The 24,209-nt window shown below is 74.1% G+C and carries 23 protein-coding genes; 13 read left to right on the top strand and 10 right to left on the bottom strand.

Features of this window, described 5'->3' with window-relative positions; genetic code table 11:
• Window position 1: 1 nt before the first annotated feature.
• Window positions 2-1,327, bottom strand: a complete 1,326-nt coding sequence (locus ACFVWY_RS09275; protein ID WP_389868919.1) for an MFS transporter — start codon at window positions 1,325-1,327, stop codon at window positions 2-4.
• On the bottom strand, window positions 1,324-1,935 hold the full coding sequence (locus ACFVWY_RS09270) for an ArsR/SmtB family transcription factor (protein WP_389868918.1): 612 nt from the start codon (window positions 1,933-1,935) through the stop codon (window positions 1,324-1,326). Before ACFVWY_RS09270 ends, ACFVWY_RS09275 begins: the two co-directional genes overlap by 4 nt.
• Window positions 1,936-2,400: 465 nt before the next feature.
• On the opposite strand from ACFVWY_RS09270, the gene ACFVWY_RS09265 reads away from it, so the two are divergent.
• The 4 genes from ACFVWY_RS09265 (at window position 2,401) to ACFVWY_RS09250 (ending at window position 6,162) form a co-directional block, all read left to right on the top strand.
• Complete coding sequence (locus tag ACFVWY_RS09265) at window positions 2,401-2,988, top strand: class I SAM-dependent methyltransferase (RefSeq protein WP_389869030.1); 588 nt, start codon at window positions 2,401-2,403, stop codon at window positions 2,986-2,988.
• Window positions 2,989-3,025: 37 nt separating this feature from the next.
• Window positions 3,026-3,982 carry an N-acetylmuramoyl-L-alanine amidase gene (locus tag ACFVWY_RS09260; RefSeq protein WP_389868917.1) on the top strand — a complete coding sequence of 319 codons (957 nt, stop codon included), beginning with the start codon at window positions 3,026-3,028 and terminating at the stop codon, window positions 3,980-3,982.
• A 200-nt stretch (window positions 3,983-4,182) separates the two neighbouring features.
• Window positions 4,183-5,028 (top strand): DUF5336 domain-containing protein, encoded by an 846-nt coding sequence (locus ACFVWY_RS09255; RefSeq protein ID WP_389868916.1) that lies wholly within the window; start codon window positions 4,183-4,185, stop codon window positions 5,026-5,028.
• Between the two features lie 123 nt (window positions 5,029-5,151).
• The gene (locus tag ACFVWY_RS09250; RefSeq protein ID WP_389868913.1) at window positions 5,152-6,162 is read left to right on the top strand and encodes an LLM class F420-dependent oxidoreductase; all 1,011 of its coding nucleotides are present in this window, start codon (window positions 5,152-5,154) and stop codon (window positions 6,160-6,162) included.
• Between the two features lie 15 nt (window positions 6,163-6,177).
• Here ACFVWY_RS09250 and ACFVWY_RS09245 read toward each other — a convergent pair whose 3' ends face one another.
• The 5 genes from ACFVWY_RS09245 to ACFVWY_RS09225 all read right to left on the bottom strand — a co-directional run bounded on the left by ACFVWY_RS09245 (window position 6,178) and on the right by ACFVWY_RS09225 (window position 10,908).
• Window positions 6,178-6,963 carry a maleylpyruvate isomerase family mycothiol-dependent enzyme gene (locus ACFVWY_RS09245; RefSeq protein ID WP_389868911.1) on the bottom strand — a complete coding sequence of 262 codons (786 nt, stop codon included), beginning with the start codon at window positions 6,961-6,963 and terminating at the stop codon, window positions 6,178-6,180.
• A 40-nt stretch (window positions 6,964-7,003) separates the two neighbouring features.
• On the bottom strand, window positions 7,004-7,570 hold the full coding sequence (locus ACFVWY_RS09240) for a hypothetical protein (protein ID WP_389868910.1): 567 nt from the start codon (window positions 7,568-7,570) through the stop codon (window positions 7,004-7,006).
• A gap of 131 nt (window positions 7,571-7,701) precedes the next feature.
• Window positions 7,702-8,775, bottom strand: coding sequence for a prenyltransferase (locus ACFVWY_RS09235; protein WP_389868908.1), 1,074 nt, complete (start codon window positions 8,773-8,775; stop codon window positions 7,702-7,704).
• Window positions 8,772-9,527: a class I SAM-dependent methyltransferase gene (locus tag ACFVWY_RS09230; RefSeq protein WP_389868907.1), complete on the bottom strand. Its 756-nt coding sequence runs from the start codon at window positions 9,525-9,527 to the stop codon at window positions 8,772-8,774. The genes ACFVWY_RS09235 and ACFVWY_RS09230 overlap by 4 nt, the downstream gene beginning before the upstream one ends.
• Before the next feature lie 73 nt (window positions 9,528-9,600).
• Entirely contained in the window at window positions 9,601-10,908 is a 1,308-nt protein-coding gene (locus ACFVWY_RS09225; RefSeq protein WP_389868904.1) for a glycosyltransferase family 4 protein, read from the bottom strand.
• A gap of 237 nt (window positions 10,909-11,145) precedes the next feature.
• Between ACFVWY_RS09225 and ACFVWY_RS09220 the strand changes: the two genes are divergently transcribed.
• The 8 genes from ACFVWY_RS09220 to ACFVWY_RS09185 all read left to right on the top strand — a co-directional run bounded on the left by ACFVWY_RS09220 (window position 11,146) and on the right by ACFVWY_RS09185 (window position 18,268).
• Window positions 11,146-11,763 (top strand): TetR family transcriptional regulator, encoded by a 618-nt coding sequence (locus tag ACFVWY_RS09220; RefSeq protein WP_389868902.1) that lies wholly within the window; start codon window positions 11,146-11,148, stop codon window positions 11,761-11,763.
• Window positions 11,764-11,940: 177 nt separating this feature from the next.
• A complete protein-coding gene (locus ACFVWY_RS09215; protein WP_389868899.1) occupies window positions 11,941-12,318 on the top strand; it encodes a DUF4190 domain-containing protein in 378 nt (125 codons plus the stop codon).
• A gap of 218 nt (window positions 12,319-12,536) precedes the next feature.
• On the top strand, window positions 12,537-13,778 hold the full coding sequence (locus ACFVWY_RS09210; protein WP_389868898.1) for a substrate-binding domain-containing protein: 1,242 nt from the start codon (window positions 12,537-12,539) through the stop codon (window positions 13,776-13,778).
• 3 nt (window positions 13,779-13,781) lie between these two features.
• Window positions 13,782-14,573 carry an ABC transporter ATP-binding protein gene (locus ACFVWY_RS09205; protein WP_389868896.1) on the top strand — a complete coding sequence of 264 codons (792 nt, stop codon included), beginning with the start codon at window positions 13,782-13,784 and terminating at the stop codon, window positions 14,571-14,573.
• Complete coding sequence (locus ACFVWY_RS09200; RefSeq protein WP_389868894.1) at window positions 14,570-15,343, top strand: ABC transporter ATP-binding protein; 774 nt, start codon at window positions 14,570-14,572, stop codon at window positions 15,341-15,343. Before ACFVWY_RS09205 ends, ACFVWY_RS09200 begins: the two co-directional genes overlap by 4 nt.
• On the top strand, window positions 15,343-16,230 hold the full coding sequence (locus ACFVWY_RS09195; RefSeq protein ID WP_389868892.1) for a branched-chain amino acid ABC transporter permease: 888 nt from the start codon (window positions 15,343-15,345) through the stop codon (window positions 16,228-16,230). Before ACFVWY_RS09200 ends, ACFVWY_RS09195 begins: the two co-directional genes overlap by 1 nt.
• The gene (locus ACFVWY_RS09190) at window positions 16,227-17,387 is read left to right on the top strand and encodes a branched-chain amino acid ABC transporter permease (protein ID WP_389868890.1); all 1,161 of its coding nucleotides are present in this window, start codon (window positions 16,227-16,229) and stop codon (window positions 17,385-17,387) included. The genes ACFVWY_RS09195 and ACFVWY_RS09190 overlap by 4 nt, the downstream gene beginning before the upstream one ends.
• Complete coding sequence (locus ACFVWY_RS09185; protein WP_389868889.1) at window positions 17,384-18,268, top strand: alpha/beta fold hydrolase; 885 nt, start codon at window positions 17,384-17,386, stop codon at window positions 18,266-18,268. The genes ACFVWY_RS09190 and ACFVWY_RS09185 overlap by 4 nt, the downstream gene beginning before the upstream one ends.
• Before the next feature lie 4 nt (window positions 18,269-18,272).
• Here ACFVWY_RS09185 and ACFVWY_RS09180 read toward each other — a convergent pair whose 3' ends face one another.
• The 3 genes from ACFVWY_RS09180 to ACFVWY_RS09170 all read right to left on the bottom strand — a co-directional run bounded on the left by ACFVWY_RS09180 (window position 18,273) and on the right by ACFVWY_RS09170 (window position 22,336).
• Window positions 18,273-20,246 (bottom strand): helix-turn-helix domain-containing protein, encoded by a 1,974-nt coding sequence (locus ACFVWY_RS09180; protein WP_389868886.1) that lies wholly within the window; start codon window positions 20,244-20,246, stop codon window positions 18,273-18,275.
• A gap of 29 nt (window positions 20,247-20,275) precedes the next feature.
• On the bottom strand, window positions 20,276-21,106 hold the full coding sequence (locus ACFVWY_RS09175) for a 3-hydroxybutyrate dehydrogenase (protein ID WP_389868885.1): 831 nt from the start codon (window positions 21,104-21,106) through the stop codon (window positions 20,276-20,278).
• A 243-nt stretch (window positions 21,107-21,349) separates the two neighbouring features.
• On the bottom strand, window positions 21,350-22,336 hold the full coding sequence (locus tag ACFVWY_RS09170; protein WP_389868883.1) for an aldo/keto reductase: 987 nt from the start codon (window positions 22,334-22,336) through the stop codon (window positions 21,350-21,352).
• A 241-nt stretch (window positions 22,337-22,577) separates the two neighbouring features.
• Here ACFVWY_RS09170 and ACFVWY_RS09165 point away from each other — a divergent pair, with 241 nt between their 5' ends.
• On the top strand, window positions 22,578-24,050 hold the full coding sequence (locus ACFVWY_RS09165; RefSeq protein WP_389868880.1) for a PHB depolymerase family esterase: 1,473 nt from the start codon (window positions 22,578-22,580) through the stop codon (window positions 24,048-24,050).
• Window positions 24,051-24,209: the final 159 nt, after the last annotated feature.

Below are 24,209 nucleotides of genomic sequence, written 5' to 3'. Positions count from 1 at the left end.
CTTACGTAACGGCCTTCCGCGCACCCGCGCGGTCCGTGCGGCGCGTGCGGTCCATCTCCCGCCACTCCGGGCGCAGTCCGGCCAGGTTCGTGGTCAGGAAGTAGGCGGTCGCGCAGGCGATCAGCACCGGGGCGAGTCCGGTGGCGGCCACCGCCGCCCCGGCGAGCAGGCCGCCCAGCGGAATCCCGGCCCAGGCCAGCGAGTCACCGAGGGCGTTGACCCGGCCCAGCATGCGGCGCGGCACCCGTTCGAAGAGGACGGCCCCCAGGACAGGGTTGATGAACCCGGCGCCGAACCCGCTGACGGCGAAGACCGCCAGCACCACCCCCAGCGGGGCACCGGAGGCGAGGACCAGGAACCTCGGCGCCCCGGCCAGCAGGAACCCTGCCAGCACCACCGTCCGGCGCCGCAGCCGGGACGCGACCGCCGCGGCGATCAGGCTCCCGGCCACCGCGGCGGCCCCCATCGCACTGCCCATCAGGCCGATCGCGGCCGGGCCGTTGCCGGACTCCCTCGCCCAGACGGGGATGAGCACCGAACCGATCGCCGCGTCAAGCAGGTTGGTGATCCCCACCATGACGATGACGGTGAGCAGCAGCGGCTCGCCGCGGAGGAAGGTGAAGCCCTCGCCGAAGCGCCGCCAGTAGCCCGGTTCCGCCTCGCCGTCCGCCCGCGGCGGGGCTTCCTCGGCCGCGCGCCCCACACCGCGCGGCAGCAGCAGTGCGATGACCACCGATCCGAGGACGAGGCAGCCCGCGTTGACGACGAGCCCCGTCATCGGGCCGACGAGCGCCACCAGAGCGCCGCCGGTCGCCGGGCCCACGGTGGAGGCGAGCCGCTCGATCACCCCGGACAGACCGGTGGCCCGCTCCAGCGGCACCCTGCCGCGCTCGGCGGCCTCCGGCACCATGACCTCCTTGGCCAGATCCCCCGGGCCACGGGCCGCGCCGATCACCGCGACCAGGAACAGGAGGACCGGGAAGGCCAGCAGGTGCAGGACGTGGAGCAGGGGGACCAGGGCCGCGGCGGTCGCGCTCGCCAGGTCGGCGGTCCAGGAGACGGCCCGGGGGCCGGTCCGGTCCACCACAGGTCCGGTGAGGGCCTTGACCAGCACGTAGGGCGCCATCTCGCAGAAGACGACCAGTCCGGTGCGGGTGGCGCTGCCCGTCGTGACGAGGACGAACCAGGGCAGCGCCACGAGGGAGATCCGGGTGCCGGTCAGCGACAGGGCCATGGCCGTCAGCACCCCGCCCAGCGGCCGTAAGGAACGGGGGCCGGGTATCCGGGCGGCGTCCGCTTCGGCGCCCGTGGCGTCCCGCGCCGTCATGTCGCGTCCGGCTCGGGCAGCAGGTGCGTGAGGAATCCGACCCGCCCGGCCCCCTCGGGGGCGCTCGCCGCCGCCTCCGGTGTGTCCTGCCGGTAGCGGGCGATCAGCTCCCCCAGCTCCTGGCGCAGGGCGATGGTCTCCTCGGGTGTGAGCAGCAGGTTCCAGTCGCTCAGGTCGAAGGTGCCCCGCCAGTCGGGGGGCATCGTACGGAGCCGGTTCAGCATCTGCTGGGTGCGCAGCGTGTACATGGCGGCGACCGACTGCAGGTACGCCAGCGTGGCCTCGGGTTCCTCCTCGGCCAGGTCCCGGCCCCTCAGCTCCGTCGTCCGGTGCACCGAACGCCACCAGCGCTCCCGGGCGTTGCCGCGTTCCGTGTCCTCCTCGACGAAGCCCGCCGCGCCGAGCTGGCGCAGGTGATAGCTGGCCGTCCCGGAGTTGACCCCCAGCCGCTCCGCGAGGCGGGTGGCGGTCGACGGGCCGTGGCTCCGCAGCAGCTCGACCAACTGCACCCGTACCGGATGCGCCAGGGCGCGCAGCCCCTTGGCGTCCAGGACAACCGATTCCGTTTCAACGGCGGGCCGGTCCGGCCCCTCCCACGTATCTGCCATGCGGCACAGACTAAACCACAAAGAGTTCTTCGCGAAGGTTTCTTCGCGAAGAACTCTTTGCGGTCCGCGGGGCGGTACAGAGGGGATCGGCCCACGCGACCTGCGCGCCAGGCCGAAGGAAGACACGGACGCCGGGGATCGCTCCGTACCGGGCCGCGGGCTGTGCGGCCACCGGGACCGGCGGCGGCCCTGCCGGGCGGGGCGGGCCGCGGGATCGTGGCGGCCGATGAGGAGACCCCCCGCCCCCGATGGGGAGACACCCGCCGCCGCTGACGCGCCGCCGGAGCCAGGGGTACGCCCCGACGCGGGGGCGCCCGCGCCGCGGTGCGGGGCGTGCGGCACGATGGGGCGCCGTCCGAACCGCGTAGCCCTACCCGTCGTCCCCAGGAGGAACCCGTGTCCGCCGAGTCGTTTGTCGAGCCGTCGCCGGAGGTTCTCGCCGCCTTCCGGGAGGCCAAGGGCTTCATGCCGGTGGGCGAGGGGCTCGCCCTGTACGCGGCCGCCACCGGGGCCGCCGCGCTGGGGCTGCCGTTGCTGGAGGTGGGCACCTACTGCGGGCGGTCCACGATCCTGCTCGCCGACGCAGCGCGGGCGGCCGGGGTGACGGCCCTCACCGTCGACCACCACCGCGGCAGCGAGGAGCAGCAGCCCGGCTGGGAGTACCACGACCCGGCCGTCGTGGACCCGGAGGTCGGGCGGATGGACACGCTGCCCACCTTCCGCCGCACCCTGCACGCGGCCGGGCTGGAGGACCACGTGGTGGCGCTGGTCGGGCGGTCGCCGCAGGTCGCGGCCGTCTGGGGCGGGAAGCTCGGCTTCGTCTTCATCGACGGCGGCCACACCGACGAGCACGCCACCGGTGACTACGAGGGCTGGGCGCCGCATGTCGCCGAGGGCGGGCTGCTGGTGATCCACGACGTGTTCCCGGACCCGGCGGACGGCGGGCAGGCCCCGTACCGGATCTATCTGCGAGCCCTGGAGTCCGGCGCGTTCGCCGAGGTGTCGGTGACGGACTCGCTGCGGGTGCTGCGGCGGACCGGCCCCGGGATCTGAGACCGGGCCGCCCGGCCGCCCCCGATAGCATCGCGTGATGCCGTACGACGAGAGTGTTCCCCCCACCCGCCGCCGCCGTACTCCGACAGCCGCCGCCGCGCTCACCGGCGTGTGCCTGCTGGGCGCCGCGGGGTGCGGCGGGGCCGGGGGCGGGGGCGGGGGCGGCGTGGCCGCCGGACCCGGACCGGACGGCGGCGCCGCCGCGTCCGCCTCGGCGCCGCCGTCCCCGGCCCCGTCCTCCGCGCACACCTCGCCGCCGGGGAAACCGTCCCGGAACGCCTCGTCCGCCTCCGGGCCGCCGCCCGCCGGTGCCGTCCCGGGCCCGCTGTCCGGCAAGACCGTCGTCATCGACCCCGGGCACAACCCCGAAAACCACCTGCACACCCGCGAGATCAACCGCCAGGTGGACATCGGCACCACCCGCAAGGAGTGCGACACCACCGGGACGTCGACCAACTCCGGTTACGCGGAAGCCCGGTTCACCCTGGACGTCGCGCACCGGCTGCGCACGCTGCTGCGGGCGCAGGGCGCGAAGGTCGTGCTGACGTACGACGACGACCGGGCGTTCGGCCCGTGTGTGGACGAGCGGGCCAGGATCGGGAACCAGGCGCGGGCCGACGCGGTGGTGTCGGTACACGCGGACGGCTCGACGCCCGGCAACCGCGGCTTCCATGTGATCGTCCCCGGACCGGTGCGGGGCGGTGCGGCGGACACCTCGAAGATCGTCGCGCCTTCGCGCGACCTCGGCACCCGGATCGCCGGGCTATTCGTCCGCGCCACCGGAAGCGCGCCCTCCAATTACATCGGCGGCAATACCGGATTGGACACCCGCAAGGATCTGGGCGGGCTGAATTTGTCGACCGTGCCCAAAGTGTTCATCGAATGCGGCAATATGCGAGACCCGAAGGACGCCGCCCTGCTCACCAGCGCGGGTTGGCGCCAGAAGGCGGCACAAGGCATCGCGGACGGCATCAGCAGCTATCTCAACGGGTAGCAAGAGGTAGTTCTGCGGCGAAACCGGGGGGATATGCGTCCGTCTTGCGGGCACGAACACAACCCGTCCAGGCAGACGATAGATTCATCCGTACGATGGGGGCCGCCCCCGAGCTTCGTGCCATGCCCGCCATGCCTGCCGTGCCCGTACCGGCGGCAGCGACGACCGCCCCGACGAGACGATCGACTAAGGACCTTCACGTGAATATCCGCTCCCTCACTCGAGGCGACGGCGTGGTGATCGGAGCAGCGGTCGTGCTGTTCATCGCCTCTTTCCTCAGCCTCTACGGCTGCCCCGTGGGCAGCTGCGTCGGCCTCCGTGCGAACGCCTGGGACGCCCTCGGACTCCTGATGAGCGTCTACCTCGCCGGAATCATCGCGGCGGCGCTGATCATCGTGAGCCGCGCCACCCCGAACCGCAAGGTCGCCGGCTTCGACCTCGGCCAGTTCGGCGCCGCGCTCAGCGTCTTCGCGGTATGGACGTCGTTCTGGACCGTGATCGACGCCAGCAACACGGGCGCCGGACTGATCCTCGGCCTGCTCGCCACCCTCGTGCTCGCGGGCGGCGCGGTCGCCACTCCGCTGGTCCCGGCACTCAAGGCCCCGCTGATGAGCGCCTCCTCCCCGCGCGGCGTGCAGTCGCCGTACGGCGGACAGCCGGGCCAGCCCGGACAGCCCGCTCAGGGGTACGGCTACCCGGGCGGCCAGCAGCCGTCGTACGGCGGCCAGCCCGGACAGCCGCAGCAGCCCTCGTACGGCGGTCAGCCGCACTCCGGCCAGCCCGACCCGCAGGCCCAGCAGGCCCAGCAGGCCCCACAGGCGGCGACGGGTGCGGGTGCCCCGGCCGGGGACTTCACCCCGTTCTGGTTCGCGGTGCCGGTGGCCCGCCCGCTGTACGGGGAGGACGGTTCGCCCGCGCCGATCGCCGAACTGGCGCCGGGCACCTGGTACCTCGCGGTCGAGCAGCGCGGTCCGGGCCTGGTCGCCCAGACCCAGGACGGCCGTCGTGGCGTGCTCCAGGACACCACGGGCATCCAGCGCGGCTGAGCCAGCACGCCGAAGCGGTGCGCAAGCGGCCCTCCGCCCCTTCCGGGCGGGGGGCCGCTGCCGTACCCTCCGTCCTGCGTCACGTATCTGACGTATCGTCAGAACTGCTGGGAGGCGGCGGACATGAGGCTGGGACTGGCGCTCGGGTACTGGGGCCGCGGCCCGAACCCCGCCCATCTGGAGCTGGCCCGGGAGGCCGAGGCGCTGGGGTACGCGTCGGTGTGGACGGCCGAGGCGTGGGGTTCGGACGCGTTCACCCCGCTGACCTGGATCGCCGCGCACACCTCCCGCATCCGGCTCGGCACCGGCATCGCGCAGATGGCGGCGCGCACCCCGACCGCGACCGCCATGCACGCCCTCACCCTGGACCACCTCTCCGGCGGCCGGATGATGCTCGGCCTCGGGCTGTCCGGGCCGCAGGTGGTGGAGGGCTGGTACGGGCGGCCGTTCCCGAAGAGCCCGCTGACCGCGACCCGGGAGTACGTCGACGTCATCCGTCAGGTCCTGCGCCGGGAGGCCCCCGTGTCGCTGGACGGCCGCTTCCACTCCCACCCGTACGCCGGTCCGGACGCCACCGGGCTCGGCAAGCCGCTCAAGCCGATCACCCACCCCCTGCGGCCGGGACTGCCGGTGCTGCTGGGGGCGGAGGGGCCGAAGAACATCGCGCAGACCACGCGGATCGCCGACGGCTGGCTGCCGCTGTACTGGTCGCCGACCCGCACCGATGTGTACGCGGCCTCGCTCACCGGCCTGCCCGACGGGTTCATGATCGCGCCGATGGCACGGGCGCGGGTCTGCGACGACGTCGCCGAGGGACTGCTGCCGGTGAAGGCGATGCTCGGCTTCTACATCGGCGGCATGGGACACGCGGCCCGGAACTTCCATGCCGACCTCATGGCGCGGATGGGTTTCGAGAAGGAGGCGCGGCACATCCAGCGGCTGTTCCTCGAAGGGCGCAAGGAAGAGGCGGTGCTGGCGGTTCCGGACGCCTTCGCGGACGAGATCTCCCTGGTCGGACCGCGCGAACGGATCGCCGAGCGACTGGAGTTGTGGCGCGGGGGGCCGGTGACCGACCTTCTGGTGACGGCACCGGACCCCCACACCCTGCGGGTGCTCGCCGAACTCAACGCGTAGCGCCCGGCCGGGCGCTCAGAACTCGGTGTTCTTCAGCCAGAAGTCCAGCACCCCACGGTCACCGGCCACCTCGGCCCCGCCGTGCTCGACGGGCAGACGCCGCAGGAGGACGAGCAGCAGGTCGGTGAGCGGGGCGCGCAGCGCCACGTCCGCCGTCCCGTGGACACGGCTCCAGCCGAAGCCGCCCTCACCGAACTCGATCAGCCACTCGGCGTCCGGTACGTCGGTGGCGTGCAGGTGGAGGGAGTGACCGGTCCCGGAACCGGGACCGGTCAGGCCCGCGGCCCGCTCGTGGCCCGAGGACCGCGCGAAGTCGAGGATCTGGAGCCACTCCTCGATCGCGTCGGCGGCCAGCTCCGGGTCCACCTCGTAGCCGGTACCGGTGGCGAGCGCGGCGTCGGCGTGGTGGACGATCGTCTCGTGTGCCATCCGGCGCGCCCAGAAGCCCGTGGTGCCGTCCCAGCCCCAGGCCCACACCTTCACCTCCGGGCCCGCGGCCCGCAGCGCCTGGACGGCCGCGGCAGCGCCCTCGGCCAGCCAGGCGTCGAGCGCGGCGGCGTCCTCGCCCTCCGGGGCGGTGCCCGGCACCTGCTTCAGGTCGATGGCCTCGGCGGAGCGGGTACGGACGATCTCGGCGACCCAGTGGTGGACCCGGCCGATGTGGAGGGCGAGTTCGCGCAGGTCCCAGTCGGGGCAGGTCGGGACGGCGGCGGAGAGGTCGGCGCCGCGGAGCGCGGCCCGGAGGGCGTCGGTACGGCTGATGACCTCGTCGCAGTAGCGGTCGTGCGTCAGTGAGCTCATAGCCATACCCTAAGCATGACGGATGGTTGAAATCCCGTGATTAACCGCCGAGTTGGGAAGTGGTGGGCACCTTGTCCTTCACCTCGGCGCCCACGCTGCTGCCGGCCGACTTGATGCCGTTGATCACGCTCTCGAAGGCGCCGATGTCGCCCTCGCCCGCCTGACCGCTGCGGAGTTTGCTGCCGAGGCTCTTGAGCGATTCGATGCCCGCGGTCAGCGGAGCCACCGCCTTGGAGAGCAGCGGATCGCCCTTGGCGTTCTCCGCCGCGGCCTTCAGCCGGTTGTAGGTGAAGCCGCCCGCGAGCCCGGCCTTGACCAGGGCGAACGTCCGCCCGTCCGCGCCCTTCTTGAACGTGCCCGCCCGGTACGGCTTCACGATCCACTGGTACGCCGCCCCCGCCGCGAGCCCCGCGTTGGCGACGAACCGCGTCTTGGCGAACTTCTGTGCCTGGGCGGACGAGGTGGCGCTCGGCGAGGCCGAACCGCTCGCGCTGCCTCCGCCGCTCCCGCCGCAGGCGGTGGCCCCCACGACCAGGGTGCCGGACAGCAGCAGCGGGACGAACAGACGGCGGACCGGCACCGGACCGGTCGCGGCGGAACTGGGCACGGCGGGCCTCCCTGGCCGGGGCCTCGGGACGGCCCCACGACGGGTGGCCGCTGCGGCCACTCGCGGTCAGGCTCGCCCGCCCCGGGGGCCTGCGCCACCCGGACCGCGCCATCCGGGTCCGGGTACCCCTTTCAGCGGCAGCAGTCCGGCTCCAGGCCGCGCGGGAGGTGTTCGCCGCCGAAGACCGCGGTGGTCGCCTCGTGGCCGCCGAGCGCGGCCACCGCGAGGAGCAGGGAGCCAGCCGTCCAGGTGGTGAGCTCCTGGGGCCAGAAGGCCCGGTCGCCCTCGAAGACGTACCCCGTCCAGTACAGGCCGCCCCCGGCGCGCAGGTGCTGGACCGACTGGAGGATCTCCAGCGCCCGGTCGGACTCCCCCACCGCCCAGAGGGCCAGGGCGAGTTCGCAGCTCTCGCCACCGGTCACCCAGGGGTTGGGCACGACGCAGCGCACCCCGAGGCCGGGGACCACGAAGCGGTCCCAGCCGGCGTCGATGCGCTCCTTGGCGGCCGGTCCGGTGAGCGCGCCGCCGAGGACCGGGTAGTACCAGTCCATCGAGTAGCGGCTCTTGTCCAGGAAGCGTTCCGGGTGCTCGCGGATCGCGTGGGCCAGCGCCCCGGCGGCCAGCTCCCAGTCGGGCTGGGGCTCCTCACGGCGTTCGGCCAGCGCGAGGGCACAGCGCAGCGCGTGGTGGACGGAGGAGCAGCCGGTCAGCAGCGCGTCGTGCACGGGGGTGCCGTCGGCCTCGCGCTTCCAGCCGATCTGGCCGCCGGGCTGCTGGAGGCCCAGGACGAACTCGACGGCGGCGTAGACGGTCGGCCACATCCGGTCGACGAAGGCGTCGTCGCCGGTGGCGAGGTAGTGGTGCCAGACGCCGACGGCCACGTACGCGCAGAAGTTGGTCTCCAGCGAGCGGTCGGTGGGCCGGTCCGCGTCCCCGTCGTGGTAGGCGGCGTACCAGGAGCCGTCCGGGTTCTGGTGCCGGGCCAGCCAGTCGTAGGCGCGGGCGGCGGCCCCGTGCTCACCGGCCGCGTCCAGGGCCATGGCGGCCTCGGTGTGGTCCCACGGGTCGAGGTGGTGGCCGCGGAACCAGGGCAGGGCCCCGTCCTCGCACTGCGCGGCGAGGAGCGCGGCGACGGTCTCGGCGGCCTCCTCGGCGGTGAGGACACCGGGCAGGACGAGGTGTTCGGTCTGCTCGGGTACGGTCACGCCTCGGCCCCGGCCAGATCCTGGGCGGTGGCCGCGGGGAGGTGGGGCTTGGTCGCGTACGCCACGAAGCTCTTGCCGACGACGGGGTTGAGCAACTGCTCGGCGACCCGGGTGGCCATCGGCTTCTTCATGATGTCCCAGACCAGGAGCTTGTGGTACGCGCGCACCGGCAGCGCCTTGTCGTTGTCCACGCCGAAGGCGCACTTCAGCCACCAGTACGGCGCGTGCAGGGCGTGGGCGTGGTGGGTGCCGTACGGCTTGAGTCCGGCGCCGCGCATCTTGCCGAGGAGTTCGTCGGCCTTGTAGATGCGGATGTGGCCGCCCTCGACCTCGTGGTAGGCGTCGGAGAGCGTCCAGCAGACCTTCTCGGGGCCGTAGCGCGGGACGGTGACCGCGATCCGGCCTCCGGGCCGGAGGACCCGGACCATCTCGGCGAGGACGCCCTTGTCGTCGGGGATGTGCTCCATCACCTCGGAGATGATCACGACGTCGAAGGAGGCGTCGGGGAACGGCAGGTTGAGCGCGTCACCCTCCATCGCGGTGGCGGTGGCGCCCGCGGGGGCCTCCCCGGCCTCCTTCATCGCGGCGAACCACTTGGCGACCTCGCGGATCTCCTCGCCGTTCCGGTCCAGGGCCACCACCTGGGCGCCGCGCCGGTAGCACTCGAAGGCGTGGCGTCCGGCGCCGCAGCCCAGGTCGAGCACCCGGTCACCTGCGGCGAGCGGGAAGCGGGTGAAGTCCACGGTCAGCACGAGTGCCTGCTTTCGCGGTCGAGGGGTGGGGTCGGGCGGAGGGACGAGTGCGCGGGGGCGGTGCGGGGCCGGGTCAGCGACGGCCGCCGGAGCGGGCGGCGATCGCCTCGCGGTACAGGGCGGCGGTGCCGAGGGCGGCCTGCTTCCAGGTGAAGCGGGAGAGCACCCGGTCGCGGCCCGCGGCGCCGAGCCGGGCGCGCAGCTCCGGGTCGCCGAGCAGGCGGCCGAGCGCGTCGGCCAGGGCACCGGCATCGGCGGGCGGGACGGCCAGGCAGGTCTCGCCGTCCTGGCCCGCTACCTCGGGGATGGCGCCGCCGGTGGTGGCGACGAGCGGGGTGCCGGTGGCCATGGCCTCGGCGGCGGGCAGCGAGAAGCCCTCGTACAGCGAGGGGACGCAGGCGATCTGGGCGCCGCGTACGAGGTCGACGAGTTCGGCGTCGGTGATGCCCTTGACGAACTCGACGGCGTCCCCGAGGCCGTGCCGTTCGATGGCCTGGGCGACCGGTCCGTCCTCGGCCCGCTTGCCGACGACGACGAGGTGCGCCCGCGGGTTCCCGGCGCGGAGCTTGGCGAGCGCCTCGACGAGATGGACCAGGCCCTTCAGCGGTACGTCGGCGCTGGACGTGGTGACGATCCGGCCGGGCACCTCGGCGACCGCGGGGTCGGGCGACCAGAGGTCGGTGTCCGCGCCGATGTGCACGACGTGGATCCGGTCCGGGCGCACCCCGAGGTGGTCGACGATCTCCTGCTGGGAGGAGCCGGAGACGGTGAGTACCGAGGGCAGTCGGCGGGCGACCCGCTTCTGCATGCGGGTGAAGGCGTACCAGCGGCGCACCGAGGCCCGTCGGCGGCGGTCGGCGGCGGCGTCCAGTTCGAGCTGCCGGTCGACGGTGATGGGGTGGTGGATCGTGGTGACGAGCGGGGCGCCGAGGTCCGCCAACAGCCCGTAGCCGAGCGTCTGGTTGTCGTGGATGACGTCGAACTCGCCGCGCCGGGCGGCGAGATGGCGGCGGGCGCGCAGGCTGAAGGTGAGCGGCTCGGGGAAGCCGCCGGTCCACATGGTGGCGACCTCGGCCAGGTCGATCCAGTCCCGGTACTCGCCGCGGCCGGGGGTGCGGAAGGGGTCGGGCTGGCGGTAGAGGTCCAGGCTGGGCAGTTCGGTGAGCGGGACGCCCTCGTCGAGCACCGGATAGGGCTGGGCGCCGATCACCTCGACGTGGTGGCCGAGCCGGGCGAGTTCACGGGAGAGGTGGCGTACGTAGACGCCCTGGCCGCCGCAGAAGGGGTTGCCCTTGTAGGTGAGAAGCGCGATGCGCAACGGGCGGTCGCCGGACGCGCCGCCGCCCGCGCGGGGGCCCGACTCTATGGCCTCAGCGGTCACACTCGGCCCCCTTCTCACTGCGCTTCAGCCGGAGCGTAACCGCTCGCGCTAATCTAGAACAAGTTTCAGACTGGATCGTTCAATGAGCTACGAATCTACCGGCAGGTAGCGTCGGTGCAACGGCCGGATCAGGTGATTCGCGCCACCACCGGGCGCGCTGGCATGCTGTGCGCGCCCGGGAGACCGAAGCGTCTCCCGCCGGTCGCGGACAGAAGCCATGGATGGGGACGGGGACACATGACAGCGGAAGCCAAGCCGGCATCGCCGCCCCTGACCGAGCGCCAGGAGGCCCGTCGCCGCCGCATCCTGCACGCCAGCGCCCGGCTCGCCGGCCAGGGCGGCTTCGAGGCGGTGCAGATGCGCGAGGTCGCGGAGGACGCCGGGGTCGCCCTGGGCACGCTGTACCGCTACTTCCCGTCCAAGATCCATCTGCTGGTCGCCACCATGCAGGACCAGCTCCAGCACCTGCACTCCACGCTGCACCGCCGCCCGCCGGCCGACCGGGGCCCGGCGCAGCGGGTCGCGGACACCCTGATGCGGGCGTTCCGCGCGCTTCAGCGCGAGCCGCACCTGGCGGACGCGATGGTGCGGGCGCTGACCTTCGCGGACCGCAGCGTCAGTCCGGAGGTGGACACCGTCTCGCGGATCACGACGGCGATCATCCTGGACGCGATGGGGCTGGAGGACCCGACGCCGGAGCAGTTGTCCGCGGTCCGGGTCATCGAGCACACCTGGCACTCGGCGCTGATCACCTGGCTGTCGGGGAGGGCGTCGATCGCCCAGGTGAAGATAGACATCGAGATGGTGTGCCGCCTGATCGACGTGACCTGGCCCGAGGGCGCCCCGCAGGCGTGACCCGGCCCGGGAGCGCCCGCGGCCGTGCCCCGGCCCGGAAACCGTGGCCGCCGTCGCACGCCCGCCAGGGATTACGGGACAGCCCCTAGCACAGGAAGTGACCGGACCGCAGCCCTTTCATCACATTCCTCTCACCGTTCTCTCCGAAAGGGCCACAGGCCGCCGCCTAGCATGGCCATGACCAGCACCGATGGAGAGGACGACATGGCTGACCAGTCAGGTATCGCAGGCGGCGCGGCCGGGGCCCAGGCCCCGGGCGGACCGGGATTCGGCGCGCAGCCGCCGGCCGGTTACGGGTATCCCGGCGGCGCCGTGCTGCCCAGCGGCAAGGCCACCGCCTCGATGGTGCTCGGCATCCTCGGCCTGGTGCTCATCCCGATCATCCTGCCGATCATCGCCCTGGTCCTCGGCGTCTCCGCCAAGCGGATGGCCGACCGGGGAGAGGGCGGCGGCCGCGGCCAGGCGGTCGCGGGCATCGTGATGGGCTGGGTGGGCATCGCGTTCGCGCTGCTCGGCGTCACCGTGGCCACGATCCAGGGCATCAGCGCGATGTAACGGGCGGCACTCCGCCCTGCCGGCCGCGTCGCAGAACCGTACGATCCGGTTCCTCGGCGCGGCTTTCGCATACCCGCGTACGGCTTTCGCGTACCGGCTCCATGTGCCGGGGCCACATGTGCATCGCGCCAGGTGGGGCGCCCGGCACCATATCGACGGCGGCGCGCTGTTCATACGGTTCGGCGACATCACAGGAACACGCCGAGGAGCCGGTCACCATGCGTCGCAGAGCCACGGGCACCCCCCGTCACCGCGGATCACTCTCCACCGCCCTGTCACTGGCCTGTGCCGGTCTGCTGCTGACCGGGTGCACCGCCGCCGGGAAGGCCGGTGAGGGCGGCTCCGGCGGGGAAGCGAAGGACGGCACCGTCAAGGTGGGCCTGGTGTACTCCCGGACCGGGCTGCTCGCCGACTACGGGAAGCAGTACCGGGACGGCTTCATGGCGGGCCTGAACCACGCCACGAACGGCACCCGCGAGGTGGCCGGGCACCGCATCGAGGTCGCCGAGCAGGACGACGCGGGCGACCCCGGCAAGGCGGTCGCCGCGGCCAAGACCCTGATCGGCAAGGGCTACAAGGTGCTGGCGGGCACCACCGACTCCGGGGTGGCGCTCCAGATGGCGCCGCTCGCCGCCCAGAACAAGGTCCTCTACATCAGCGGTCCGGCCGCCACCGACGCCGTGACCGGCATCAACGACTACACCTTCCGCTCGGGCCGCCAGTCCTACCAGGACATCCTCACCGCCGGGTCGATGCTCGGCGAGGCCAAGGGCAAGAAGGTCACGGTGCTGGCCCAGGACTCCACGTTCGGCCAGGCCAACGTCGCCGCGGTCAAGGCGGTCCTCGGCGCCGGGGGCGCGGAGGTCGGCTCCGTACTGGCCCCGCCCAGCGCCACGGACCTGACCCCGTTCGCCCGGCAGGTGAAGGCGGCCCGCCCCGACCTGGTCTTCGTCGCCTGGGCGGGCTCCACCGCACCGGCCCTGTGGACCGCGCTGGACCAGCAGGGCGTGCTGGAGGCGGGCAAGGTCGTCACCGGACTCGCGGGGACCGCCTCGTACCCGGTCTTCGGGAACGCCGGGACCAAGGTGTCGTTCCTCGCGCACTACTTCCCCGGGGCGGGCGGCGGCAACGCCGTGGAGAAGACCATGCTCGACGCGGTCACCAAGGCGGGCGGCACCCCCGACCTGTTCACCCCCGACGGCTTCACCGCCGCGCAGATGGTGGTGCGGGCGGTCGAGGAGGGCGGCGCCACCGACACCGCCGCCATGGTCAAGGCCCTGGAGGGCTGGAGCTTCGACGGGGTGAAGGGCAAGGAGCAGGTCCGGGCCGGGGACCACGCCCTGGTGCAGCCGATGTTCGTCGCGAAGCTCAAGGGGAAGGGCACCGCCGCCCGCCCGGAGCTGGTGGACACCGTGCCGATGGCCGAGGCCGCGCCGCCCGCGAAGCCCTCGGCGGGCTGACCGATGGCCGCACCGGACACCACCGCGCCGCGCGCGGACCGGGCCCCGGACACCGCCCCGGTGCTCCGGCTGGCCGGGATCGGCTGGAGCGTCGGCGGGGCGACGATCGTCGAGGACGTCTCCCTGAGCGTCCGCGAGGGCGAGTTCCTGGCCTTCATCGGCCCCAACGGGGCGGGCAAGACCTCCCTGTTCAACCTGATCAGCGGGGTCACCACGGCCACCTCCGGCACCATCGAGCTGGACGGCGCCGACCTGACGCAACGGCCCGCCCACGCGCGGGCCCGGCTCGGCCTCGGCCGCACCTTCCAGACGTCCAGCCTCTGGCCGGGCATGAGCGTGGCCGAACACGTCCGGCTGGCCGCGCAGGCCGCCAGGGGCGGCTCCCACCGGCTGTGGCGGCGGGCCCCCCGCTTCGCCTCCGAGGTGGAAGGCGTCCTGGAGCGCACCGGCCTCGGCCACCGGGCCGCGGCCACCGCCGCCGAACTGTCGCACGGCGAGAAGCGGAAGCTGGAGCTCGCCGTGCTGCTGGTGGGCGAGCCCCGGCTGATGCTGCTCGACGAGCCGATGGCCGGGGTCAGCGCCGAGGAGGTCCCCGCACTGACCGAACTCATCCGCACCCTGCACCGGGACGAGGGGCGCACCGTCCTGATGGTCGAACACCACATGGACGTGCTGCTGGGACTGGCCGACCGGCTCGCCGTGATGCACCACGGCAGGCTGCTCGCCCTGGACACCCCCGAGGCGGTCACCGCCGACCCGACCGTCCAGCAGGCCTACCTCGGGGAGGGGCTGTGACGGCCGGACCCCTGCTCGCCGTACGGGACCTGAGGGTCCTGATCGGCGGGCGGCACATCCTGCACGGCGTCGACCTGGACGTCGCCCGGCACGGCGTGACCGCGCTGCTGGGCCGCAACGGCGCCGGAAAGACCACGACCGTACGCGGCGTCCTCGGGCTCGTCCCGCGCACCGGCAGCATCCTGCTGGACGGTGCGGAGACCGTGGCGATGCCCACCCACACCGTGGTGCGCCTGGGCATCGGCTACGCCCCCGAGGACCGGGGGATCTTCGCCGGACTGACCGTCGCGGAGAACCTGCGGCTGGCCGAACGGCGCGGAGCGGAGGGGCCCGCGTACGGGCTCGTCCACGAACTGTTCCCCGAACTGGAGCGCCGTGCCGGGCAGTTGGCGGGCACGTTGTCCGGCGGGCAGCAGCAGATGGTGGCCATCGGCCGGACCCTGCTCAACGGCAACCGGCTGATCATCGCCGACGAGCCCACCAAGGGCCTGGCGCCCAAGGTGGTCACCGAGGTCACCCAGGTGCTGGAACGGGCCGCCGAGGCGGTGCCGGTACTGCTCGTGGAGCAGAACCTCGCCGTGGTACGGCGGCTCGCCCGGCACTGCGCGGTGCTCGCCGACGGCCGCACCGCCCACCAGGGCCCGGCCGCCGAGCTGCTGGGCGACGCGGAGACGGCCCGGCGGCTGCTGGGCGTCGGACACGGTCCGGCCGCCGGAGCCGCCGCCCACGGACCTGCCACCGAAGCACCGTCGCGGGAGGCGGATTCCTGATGTCCACCGTCGTACTGCTCACCATGACCGGACTCGGTCTGGGAGCCCTCTATTTCCTGATCGCCTCGGGCCTCTCGCTGATCTTCGGCCTGATGGACGTGCTCAACTTCGCGCACGGGGCGCTGCTGTCGATCGGCGCGTACGGCACCTGGTGGGCGGCCTCCGGCCATCTGCCGGGCGCCGGACCCGGCGGGGCGGGCTTCGTCCTCGCGGTCCTGTTCGGTACGGCGGTGGGCACCGCGGCCGCCGTACTGCTGGAACTCGCCGTCGTCCGCCCGCTCTACACCCGGCCGCGCGAGCAGGTGCTCGCCACGGTCGGGGTGGGGCTCGCCGTCCCGGCGCTGCTGTCGGGGATCTGGGGCTCGGACGCCCGCACCTTCCCCGGGCCGAAGGCGCTGTCCGGCACGTTCGGGCTGTTCGGCGCGCAGGTGCCGGTCAACCGGCTGGTGCTGGTCGCGGCGGCCGTCGTGGTGCTGGTGGCGCTGCGGCTCTTCCTCGGCCGCACCCGGCACGGTCTGGTCGTACGGGCCGGGGTCGAGGACCGGGCGATGGTCACCGCGCTCGGCATCGACGTACGCAAGGCGTTCACCCTCGTCTTCGCGATCGGCGGCAGTGCCGCCGCGCTCGGCGGGGCGCTCGGCGGCCTGTACTTCGGCTCGGTCGACCCCCGGCAGGGCACCTCGCTGCTGATCTTCGCGTTCGTCGTGGTGGTCACCGGCGGCATGGGATCGGTGAGCGGCGCCGCCGTGGCGTCCGTCGTCATCGGCCTGGTCCAGCAGTTCGCCAACTACTACACCGCAGCGGGCCTCGGCGATCTGGCCGTCGTGGTCCTGCTGGCCGCGCTGCTGCTCGTCCGGCCGCGCGGACTGACCGGGAGGCTCGCGTGAGCACCGTCACCGAGACACGTCGCCGCACCGGCGAGGAGACCGCCGCCGGGCACACCCCGGGGAGCACCGTCCGGCTGCTGCGCCGTTGGTGGCCCGCCGCCGCCCTGCTGGTGCTGGCCGTCGCACCGTTCAGCGCACTGCCGCTGCCCGGACTGCTGGACGGGCCGCTCGGCAGCCCGGGGAGTCTTCAGCTCCTCGCCACCTGCCTGCTGTTCGGCGCCCTGGCGACCGGCTACGACCTGCTGCTGGGCCGTACCGGGCTGCTCTCCTTCGGGCACGCGCTGTACTTCGCGACAGGCAGCTACGCCACGAACATGTTCCTGCTGGAGGCGGGGCTGCCGTTCGCGGTGTCCGCGCTGCTCGGCGTCGGGTGCGGGATCGGCCTCGCGCTGGCGCTGGGCTCGGTGAGCCTGCGGGTCACCGGGATCGGCTTCTCCATGGTGACGCTGGCGTTCGCGCAGGCCGGGTCGATCCTGGTGTCCCGCAACCCCGGCGGGCTGACCGGCGGCGAGGAGGGCCGGGCGGCCCCCGCCGAACTGCTGCCGTCCGGGTTCGTCGGCATCGAGAACACCGCGAACCTGTACTGGCTGGCGCTCGGCTACCTGGTCCTCACGCTGGCCGTCGTCCACTGGGCGGTCAACTCTCCCACCGGGCGCGTCTGGGAGGGCGTCAAGGAGAACGAGCGCCGGGTGGAGGTACTGGGGCTGAAGCCGTACGGGTTCAAGCTCATGGCCTTCGTGCTGGCGGGCGCGCTGGCCGCGCTGGGCGGTCTGGTGCACCTGCTGCTGACCGGTGGCTCGACCCCGCAGACCACCACCTCCGACTTCACCCTGTCGCTGCTGGTGATGGTGGTGCTGGGCGGATCCGGCACCCGGTGGGGGCCGATGGCCGGAGGCATCCTGTACACCTGGGCCGATCACCGGCTCGGTGACCTGGCGGGCTCCGGCGCGGTCGCCGATCTGCCCGCGGTGCTGCGGGTGCCGCTCTCGCAGCCGCTGTTCCTGCTCGGTGTGGTGTTCGTGGCCGTGGTACACCTGCTGCCCGGCGGACTGGCCCGGCTGCCGTCCCGGCTGGCCGCACCGCGCCGTCGCCGCACCGGCACCGACACCGACACCCCCGCGGACCGCGGGGCCCGGAAGGAGAACGCACGCCCATGACCGCGTACGAAGAGATCCGAGTGCCCGTGACCGGCGGCGAGCTGGCGGTGCTGCGGTGGCCCGCCCGGCAGCCCGGCGCCCCGGTCGTCGTGGCCCTGCACGGCATCACGGCGAACGCCCTGTCCTGGGGGCCGGTGGCCCGGCTGCTGGACGGCCGGGTCACCCTGGTCGCCCCGGACCTGCGGGGCCGGGCCGGGAGTTCGGCGCTGCCGGGCCCGTACGGGATCGCCGCGCACGCCGACGACGCCGCGGCGGTGGCCGACGCGGTGGCGGAGCCGGGCCGGGTGGTGCTGGCGGGCCACTCGATGGGCGCCTTCGTGGCGGCGCTGGCCGCGGTGCGGCACCCGGAGCGGTTCGGGCCGCTGCTGCTGGTGGACGGCGGGGTCGGCTTCCCCGCCCCCACCCACCTCTCCCCCGACGAGCTGCTGACCGCGGTGATCGGCCCGGCCATGGACCGGCTGTCGATGACCTTCCCGGACCGGGCCGCGTACCGGGCGTTCTGGCAGGCGCACCCGGCGTTCGCGCGTGGCTGGTCCGCGGAGGTGGACGCGTACATCCAGCGCGACCTGACGGGGGGCGAGCCCGCGCTGCGCTCCTCCTGCCGGATCGAGGCGGTGCGGGCCGACGGGATCGGCCTGTTCGGCGAGGACGTGCTGGCGGCGGTGCGGCGGCTGCCCGTGGAGGCGACGCTGCTGTGGGCGCGGCGCGGCCTGATGGACGAGGACCAGGGCCTGTACGACGAGGAGCGGCTGGCGGTGGCGGACCTGGGCGGTACGCGCGTGACACCGGTCCCGGTCCCGGACGTCAACCACTACACGCTGCTCACCGGGGACGCGGGCGGCGGGCAGATCGCCGAGCGGCTGGTGACGATGGCGACGTGACCGGTCAGGGAGCCTTGCCCGTCAAGAGGTGCAGGCGGAGGGCGAGCTGGAGTTCGAGGGCTCGGTCCGGCGCGTTCCAGTCGTGGCCGAGCAGCGCCTGCACCCGGTCGAGGCGCTGCACCACCGTGTTGACGTGGACGTGGAGTTCGTCCTTGGCCCGCACGAGGCTGCCCCCGGAGCCGAAGTAGGCGCCGAGCGTGCGGACCAGGTGCGTGCCGCGCTGCGCGTCGTACTCCAGGAGCGGCCCGAGGGTCGCGGTGACGAAGCCGTCGACGTCCTGGGCGTTGCCCAGCACCACGCCCAGGAAGCCGAGTTCCTCGACGCAGGCGCCCTCCCCGGTGCGGCCGAGGACCCGCATCGCGCGCAGGCAGCGGGAGGCTTCCCGGTAGGCGTCGGCCAGCTCCCCGACGCCGCGCGCCGGGCCGGTGGCGGCGACGGTGACGGGGGCCTGGGCGAGCTGGCCGAGCTGGGCCGCCGCCGCGCGCGCCGCGTCCCCGGCCGCCGGGGCCCGGTCCCCGGCGGCGACCAGCAGCACCACGGTCCCGGCGTGCTCCGCGCTCACCCCGTGGACGCCGCCGCCGAACAGATAGCGCACCGCGGCGGGGGCCAGGCGTTCGCGGGGGCCGCCCTCGGCGACCAGCAGCAGGTGGGGGCGGTCCAGGTCGATGCCGAGGCGTCGGCCGCGTTCGGTGAGCCCGGCCGGGTCGCGGCCGGCGTCGGTCAGCAGGTCGGTGATCAGCTCGCCGCGTACCCGGTTCTCGGTCTCGGCGACCGTACGCCGCAGCAGCAGCAGGAGCCCGGTGACCACCGAGGCCCGTTCGAACAGCCGCCGGTCGGAGTCGTCGAGCGGGCCGCGCCGGTGCAGGACCAGACCGGCCAGCAGCTCCCGCCCGGCCAGCACCGCGCAGATCCACCGGCCGTCGCGCTGCACGGCGCGGGCGCCGGTACGGGACTCCTCGGCGGTCTCGGCCAGCCAGCCCGCGTCCATGCTGTCGGCGGCGAAGTCCCCGCCGTCGGGCCGGACGGCGGCCAGCGGACGGCCGACCGGATCGTGAATGGTCAGCGGGGAGTCCAGCAGCCCGGCGACCGCCGCCGCGACATCGGCGACGTCCCGGCCGCGCAGCACCAGGTCGGTGAGCCGGTCGTGGGACTCCTCGGCCCGCCGCATGGCCGCCGAGTGAGCCCGCACCGCCGCGTTGGCCCCGGCCAGTTCGGCGTTGGCCCCGGCCAGTTCGTCCAGGGCGGTGCGGGTGTCGGCCAGGGCGCGGGCGGTGTCGATGGCGATCGCCGCGTGGGCGGCGAGCGAGCAGAGCAGCGCGACCTCGTCGGGGCTGAAGACGCGGGGCGCCCGGTCGGCGGCGAAGAGGACGCCGATGACCTTGCCGGTGCCGCCGCGGCTGGAGCCGAGCAGCAGCGGTACGCCGAGGATGGCGACGAGCCCTTCGTCGAGCACCCCGGCGTTGATGTTGCGGGTGTGGTGGAAGCGGTCGTCGGTGCGGTAGTCGGGGGTGGCGTACGGGCGGGCGGTCTGCGCGACCAGACCGCCCAGCCCGTGGCCGAGCTCCAGCCGCAGCCGCTGGAAGACCACCGACACGGAGCCGTCGGTGACCCGCATGTAGGTGTCGCCCGCCTCCTCGTCGGGGAGCGTGAGGTAGGCGGTGTCCGTGCCGAGCAGCATCCTGGCCCGGCGGACGATCGCCTTCAGCACCTCGTCCAGGTCGCGGGAGGCCGCCAGGTCGCCCGCGGTGTCGAAGAGCGCGGTGAGCTGGAGCTCGCGGCGGCGGTGCTGGCGCAGGGCCCCTCTGATCCGCAGCGCGGTGGCGGTCGCCCGCTCCACCTCCGCCAGATCGCCCGCCGGCACCCCGGCGGCGCGCGCCCGCGAGAAGACGGCGCCCAGTGCCTCGGCGGGGGCGTCGTCGGCCAGCAGGTCGAGCAGGTGGCGCAGATGGGGTGCGGCGGAGGCGGACGGTTCAGACATGAGGGGCCGGTCTTCGTCGGGGGCGGGGGTCAGTTGGCGGTCCAGCCGCCGTCCATGGAGAGCGAGGTGCCGGTGATGTGCCCGGCGCGCGGCCCGCAGAGCCACAGCACGGCCCCGGCCACGTCCTCCGGCTCGATCAGCCGCTTGACCGCGCTGCGCTCCAGCATGACCCGGCCGACCACGTCCTCCTCGGAGATGCCGTGAGTGCGGGCCTGGTCAGCGATCTGGTTCTCGACCAGCGGAGTGCGTACGTAGCCGGGGCAGACGCAGTTGCTCGTCACCCCGTGCTCCGCCGCTTCGAGCGCGACCACCTTGCTGAGTCCCTCCAGTGCGTGCTTGGCCGTCACATAGGCCGACTTGTAGGGGCTGGCCCGCAGGCCGTGCACGGACGAGATGTTGACCACGCGCCCCCAGCCGCGTTCGTACATGCCCGGCAGGGTCCGGCGCAAGATGCGGAACGGGGTCTCCACCATCACGCGCTGGATCAGCGCGAACCGGTCCGGCGGGAAGGTGTGCACCGGCGCGACGTGCTGGAGCCCGGCGTTGTTGACCACGATGTCCGCGTCGGCGGGCAGGGTCTCCACCACCTCCGGGTCGGCGAGGTCGGCCACCCACGCCGTCCCGCCGATCGCCTCCGCGAGGCTCCGCGCGGCCTCCTGCGCCTTGTCCACCACGTGGACCCGGGCGCCCGCCGCCGCCAGGGCCTCGGCGCAGGCCCGTCCGATCCCGCTCGCGGCACCCGTGACCAGGGCGGTGCGCCCGGCGAGGAACCGGTCGGCGGGCGAGGGCGCGGCGCCCGGGGCGGGCGGCGGAACGGTGAACGGGGCGGCCTGGGCGTCCGGGCGCTGGGGAGTCTCCATGGCCGTCACCGTAGGGAGGCCGGGGCCCGCGTCACACGGGGCCGGTGCACACACCGTGGTACCCCGGCATGGTGGCGGACCACATGGTGCGGGTGGGGCGGCGGGCGGCGGCGGGCCACCCGGCGCGGGTCCACGGCGGGCCACCCGGCACGGGTCCGCGGCGGGCCACCCGGCACGGGTCCGCGGCGGGCCACCCGGCACGGGTCCGCGGCGGGCCACCCGGCACGGGTCCGCGGCGGGCCGTCAGTGCGCCGCGTCCAGCAGGGCCCGCTGCTCCTGTGTCAGCTCCAGCTCCACCGCGGCCAGGCTCTCGTCCAGCTGCGCCACCGAGGACGCCCCGACCAGCGGGACGAAGGGGACCTCGCCGCCGATGAGCCACGCCAGCACCACCTGGTTGACGCTCGCCCCGGTCTCCTCGGCGACCTTCCGCAGCGCGGCCTGCCGGACCGGGGTGCCGGGGTGGTCGTACTCCGGACCCAGCGGCTTGTCGTCACGGACGTAGGCCCCGGCCAGCAGCGGGGAGTACGCCACCGGCACGAGCGCGGGCTCGGCCCGCAGATAGCTGAGCAGGTCCCCGGAGGCCACACCCTCCTGGCCGTCGGGGGAGCGCCAGCTGGGCTGGTCGGTGCGGCGGCGCAGATAGCTGTGGTGGTACTGGAGGACCTCGTACCCCGGCAGCCCGGCGTCCGCCGCGATCCGGCGGGCACACTCCACCTGCCAGGCCCAGTGGTTGCTCACCCCGAGCAGTCCGACGGTGCCCTCGATGACCAGCTCCGCGAAGGCCCCGACGGTCTCCTCCAGCGGTACGCCGCGGTCCTGGACATGGGCGTACAGCAGGTCCAGCTTCTCCACGCCGAGGCGTTCGCGGCTGCGTTCCGCCGATTCCCGGACCACCTCGGCGCTGAGGCCCACGATGCCCTTGGTGAAGTCGGTGGCGGGGACGGCGGGCCGGGCGCCGAGCTTGGTGGCGATGACGATCTCGTCGCCGACGCCCCGGCTGCGGCGCCAGCGGCCGAGCAGTTCCTCGCTCTCGCCGCCCCGGGTGCCGTTGACCCAGAACGCGTAGTTGTCGGAGGTGTCGATGAAGGTTCCGCCCGCCTCGGCGTACCGGTCGAGGATGGCGAAGGAGGTCGCCTCGTCGGTGAGGGTGCCCATCAGCATGGCGCCCAGGCTGAGCACACTCACCTCCCGGCGGGTGGTGGCGTCCGTGCCGATCGTGCGGTAACGCATGGTGATCCCCTCGTCAACAGCCCGTTCAGATCGGGGCGTTGACCGGGAGTCTGCATGCTGGAGTGCGCTCCAGGTCAAGGCCGCGCAACGGCGGCGGCGCACACAGCCGGGGCCGGGGAGTGTCCGCCGGGCCCATGGGCCCCCGCCGTCCCCGGCCCGTAGCGTCCGCGCATCCCCTCCGCACCGTCCGCCGGGCCGTCCCCCTCCCCGGGCTGTGCCCGATCCCCCACAGGAGGCATCCGTGCGCCCCTCGATCCTGCGACGCCTGCTCGGGCGCGTCGCGTCCATCGCCGCGCTGGCGCTCGTCGCCGCGCTGCTGAGCGTGGCCGGAACCGCGCGACCGGCCACCGCCGCCGGCGGCCTGCAGCAGGTCACCGGCTTCGGCTCCAACCCCGGCAACCTCCAGATGTACGCGTACGTCCCCGACGGGCTGCCCGCCGACGCCCCGCTGGTGGTGGCGCTGCACGGCTGCACCCAGACCGCGAACGCCTACTACACCGGCTCCGGCTGGCCGAAGTACGCCGATCTGTGGGGCTTCGCCGTGGTGTTCCCGCAGACCACGGCCGCCAACAACGCCCTGTCGTGCTTCGGCTGGTTCGACCCGGCCGAGAGCGGAAGGGGCCGGGGCGAGGCCGCCTCGGTGGCGCAGATGGTGGAGTACGCGAAGCAGCGGTACGGCTCGGACGGCCGCCGGGTGTACGTCACCGGCCTGTCGGCGGGCGGCGGCATGGCGGCCGATCTGCTGGCCGCCTACCCGGACGTGTTCGCGGGCGGTTCGATCGCCTCGGGGCTGCCCGCCCAGTGCGCGACCAGCCAGGCGGGCGCGTCCTCCTGCCAGTCGGGCACGGTGCGGCTGACGCCCGCGCAGTGGGGCGACCGGGCCCGCGGCTCCTACCCCGGCTACACGGGCCCCTGGCCCCGGGTCGCCGTCTGGCAGGGCACCGCCGACTACACGGTGAACCCGGCGAACGCCACGGCGCTGCGCGACCAGTGGACGGACGTGTGGGGCATCGGGCAGACCCCCTCGGCCACCGACACCCTGCCCGGCGGCACCACCCGCAGCACGTACGACGACGCCTCGGGCCGCCCCGCGGTGGTGACGTACTCGCTCGCGGGGATGGGCCACGGCCTGCCGGTCGGCCCCGGTCCGGGCACCGAGCAGTGCGGGGCGAGCGGCGCGTACTTCCTGGACACCGTCTGCTCGGCGTACCACACGGGCGTCTTCTGGGGCCTGGACCAGGGCACCCCCGGCGGGGGCGGCGACGGGCTGCCCGCCCCGTCCGGGCTGCGGGTCGCCGGGGTCACCGCGGACAGCGTCTCGCTGGCCTGGGACGCGGTCGGGGGCGCGGCCTCGTACGCGGTCAGCCGCGACGGTACGCGGATCGCCTCGCCCGCCGCGGCCACGTACACCGACACCGGTCTCGCCGCGGGCAGCAGCCACCGCTACACGGTGACGGCGCTCGACGCGGCGGGCACCCCCGGCACCGCGTCGGCCGCGGTGACGGCGACCACCACCGGCACCGCCCCCGCCCGCTGCTTCACCGCCACCAACTACGCGCACGTGGCCGCCGGACGGGCGCGGACCACGGGCGGGCTGGTGTACGCCGAAGGCTCGGGCCAGGCGATGGGGCTGTACAACGTGTTCCTCACCCACACCCTGCGCGAGTCCCCGACGGGGTACTTCACCCTCGCCGACACGGGGTGCGCCGCCTGAGCGTCCGGGATGACGGAGACGGCGTGCGCGCTCCTTCCCCTCCCCGCCCCGGGCGCCACCCGCTCCAGCGAGGTCCCACCACACCGCGCGCACGGCGCGCGGATGAGATCCGACGGGGAACCAGGCCGGATTCCGGCCCAGGGGAATCGACCCGCCGTC

It is taken from the genome of Streptomyces sp. NPDC058195, assembly GCF_042883525.1.
Lineage (GTDB): Bacteria > Actinomycetota > Actinomycetes > Streptomycetales > Streptomycetaceae > Streptomyces.
Note: the sequence above shows the minus strand (reverse complement) of the source record. Positions and strands in the feature narration are given on the sequence as shown.

What these genes read in the sequence shown, in the direction of transcription:
- ACFVWY_RS09170 (WP_389868883.1), bottom strand. Translation starts at nt 22,336, where the DNA reads ATGCGTTACCGCACGATCGGCACGGACGCCACCACCCGCCGGGAGGTG.
- ACFVWY_RS09250 (WP_389868913.1), top strand. Translation starts at nt 5,152, where the DNA reads ATGAGGCTGGGACTGGCGCTCGGGTACTGGGGCCGCGGCCCGAACCCC.
- ACFVWY_RS09205 (WP_389868896.1), top strand. Translation starts at nt 13,782, where the DNA reads ATGGCCGCACCGGACACCACCGCGCCGCGCGCGGACCGGGCCCCGGAC.
- ACFVWY_RS09180 (WP_389868886.1), bottom strand. Translation starts at nt 20,246, where the DNA reads ATGTCTGAACCGTCCGCCTCCGCCGCACCCCATCTGCGCCACCTGCTC.
- ACFVWY_RS09260 (WP_389868917.1), top strand. Translation starts at nt 3,026, where the DNA reads ATGCCGTACGACGAGAGTGTTCCCCCCACCCGCCGCCGCCGTACTCCG.
- ACFVWY_RS09265 (WP_389869030.1), top strand. Translation starts at nt 2,401, where the DNA reads ATGCCGGTGGGCGAGGGGCTCGCCCTGTACGCGGCCGCCACCGGGGCC.
- ACFVWY_RS09185 (WP_389868889.1), top strand. Translation starts at nt 17,384, where the DNA reads ATGACCGCGTACGAAGAGATCCGAGTGCCCGTGACCGGCGGCGAGCTG.
- ACFVWY_RS09270 (WP_389868918.1), bottom strand. Translation starts at nt 1,935, where the DNA reads ATGGCAGATACGTGGGAGGGGCCGGACCGGCCCGCCGTTGAAACGGAA.
- ACFVWY_RS09220 (WP_389868902.1), top strand. Translation starts at nt 11,146, where the DNA reads ATGACAGCGGAAGCCAAGCCGGCATCGCCGCCCCTGACCGAGCGCCAG.
- ACFVWY_RS09195 (WP_389868892.1), top strand. Translation starts at nt 15,343, where the DNA reads ATGTCCACCGTCGTACTGCTCACCATGACCGGACTCGGTCTGGGAGCC.
- ACFVWY_RS09275 (WP_389868919.1), bottom strand. Translation starts at nt 1,327, where the DNA reads ATGACGGCGCGGGACGCCACGGGCGCCGAAGCGGACGCCGCCCGGATA.
- ACFVWY_RS09175 (WP_389868885.1), bottom strand. Translation starts at nt 21,106, where the DNA reads ATGGAGACTCCCCAGCGCCCGGACGCCCAGGCCGCCCCGTTCACCGTT.
- ACFVWY_RS09210 (WP_389868898.1), top strand. Translation starts at nt 12,537, where the DNA reads ATGCGTCGCAGAGCCACGGGCACCCCCCGTCACCGCGGATCACTCTCC.
- ACFVWY_RS09215 (WP_389868899.1), top strand. Translation starts at nt 11,941, where the DNA reads ATGACCAGCACCGATGGAGAGGACGACATGGCTGACCAGTCAGGTATC.
- ACFVWY_RS09245 (WP_389868911.1), bottom strand. Translation starts at nt 6,963, where the DNA reads ATGAGCTCACTGACGCACGACCGCTACTGCGACGAGGTCATCAGCCGT.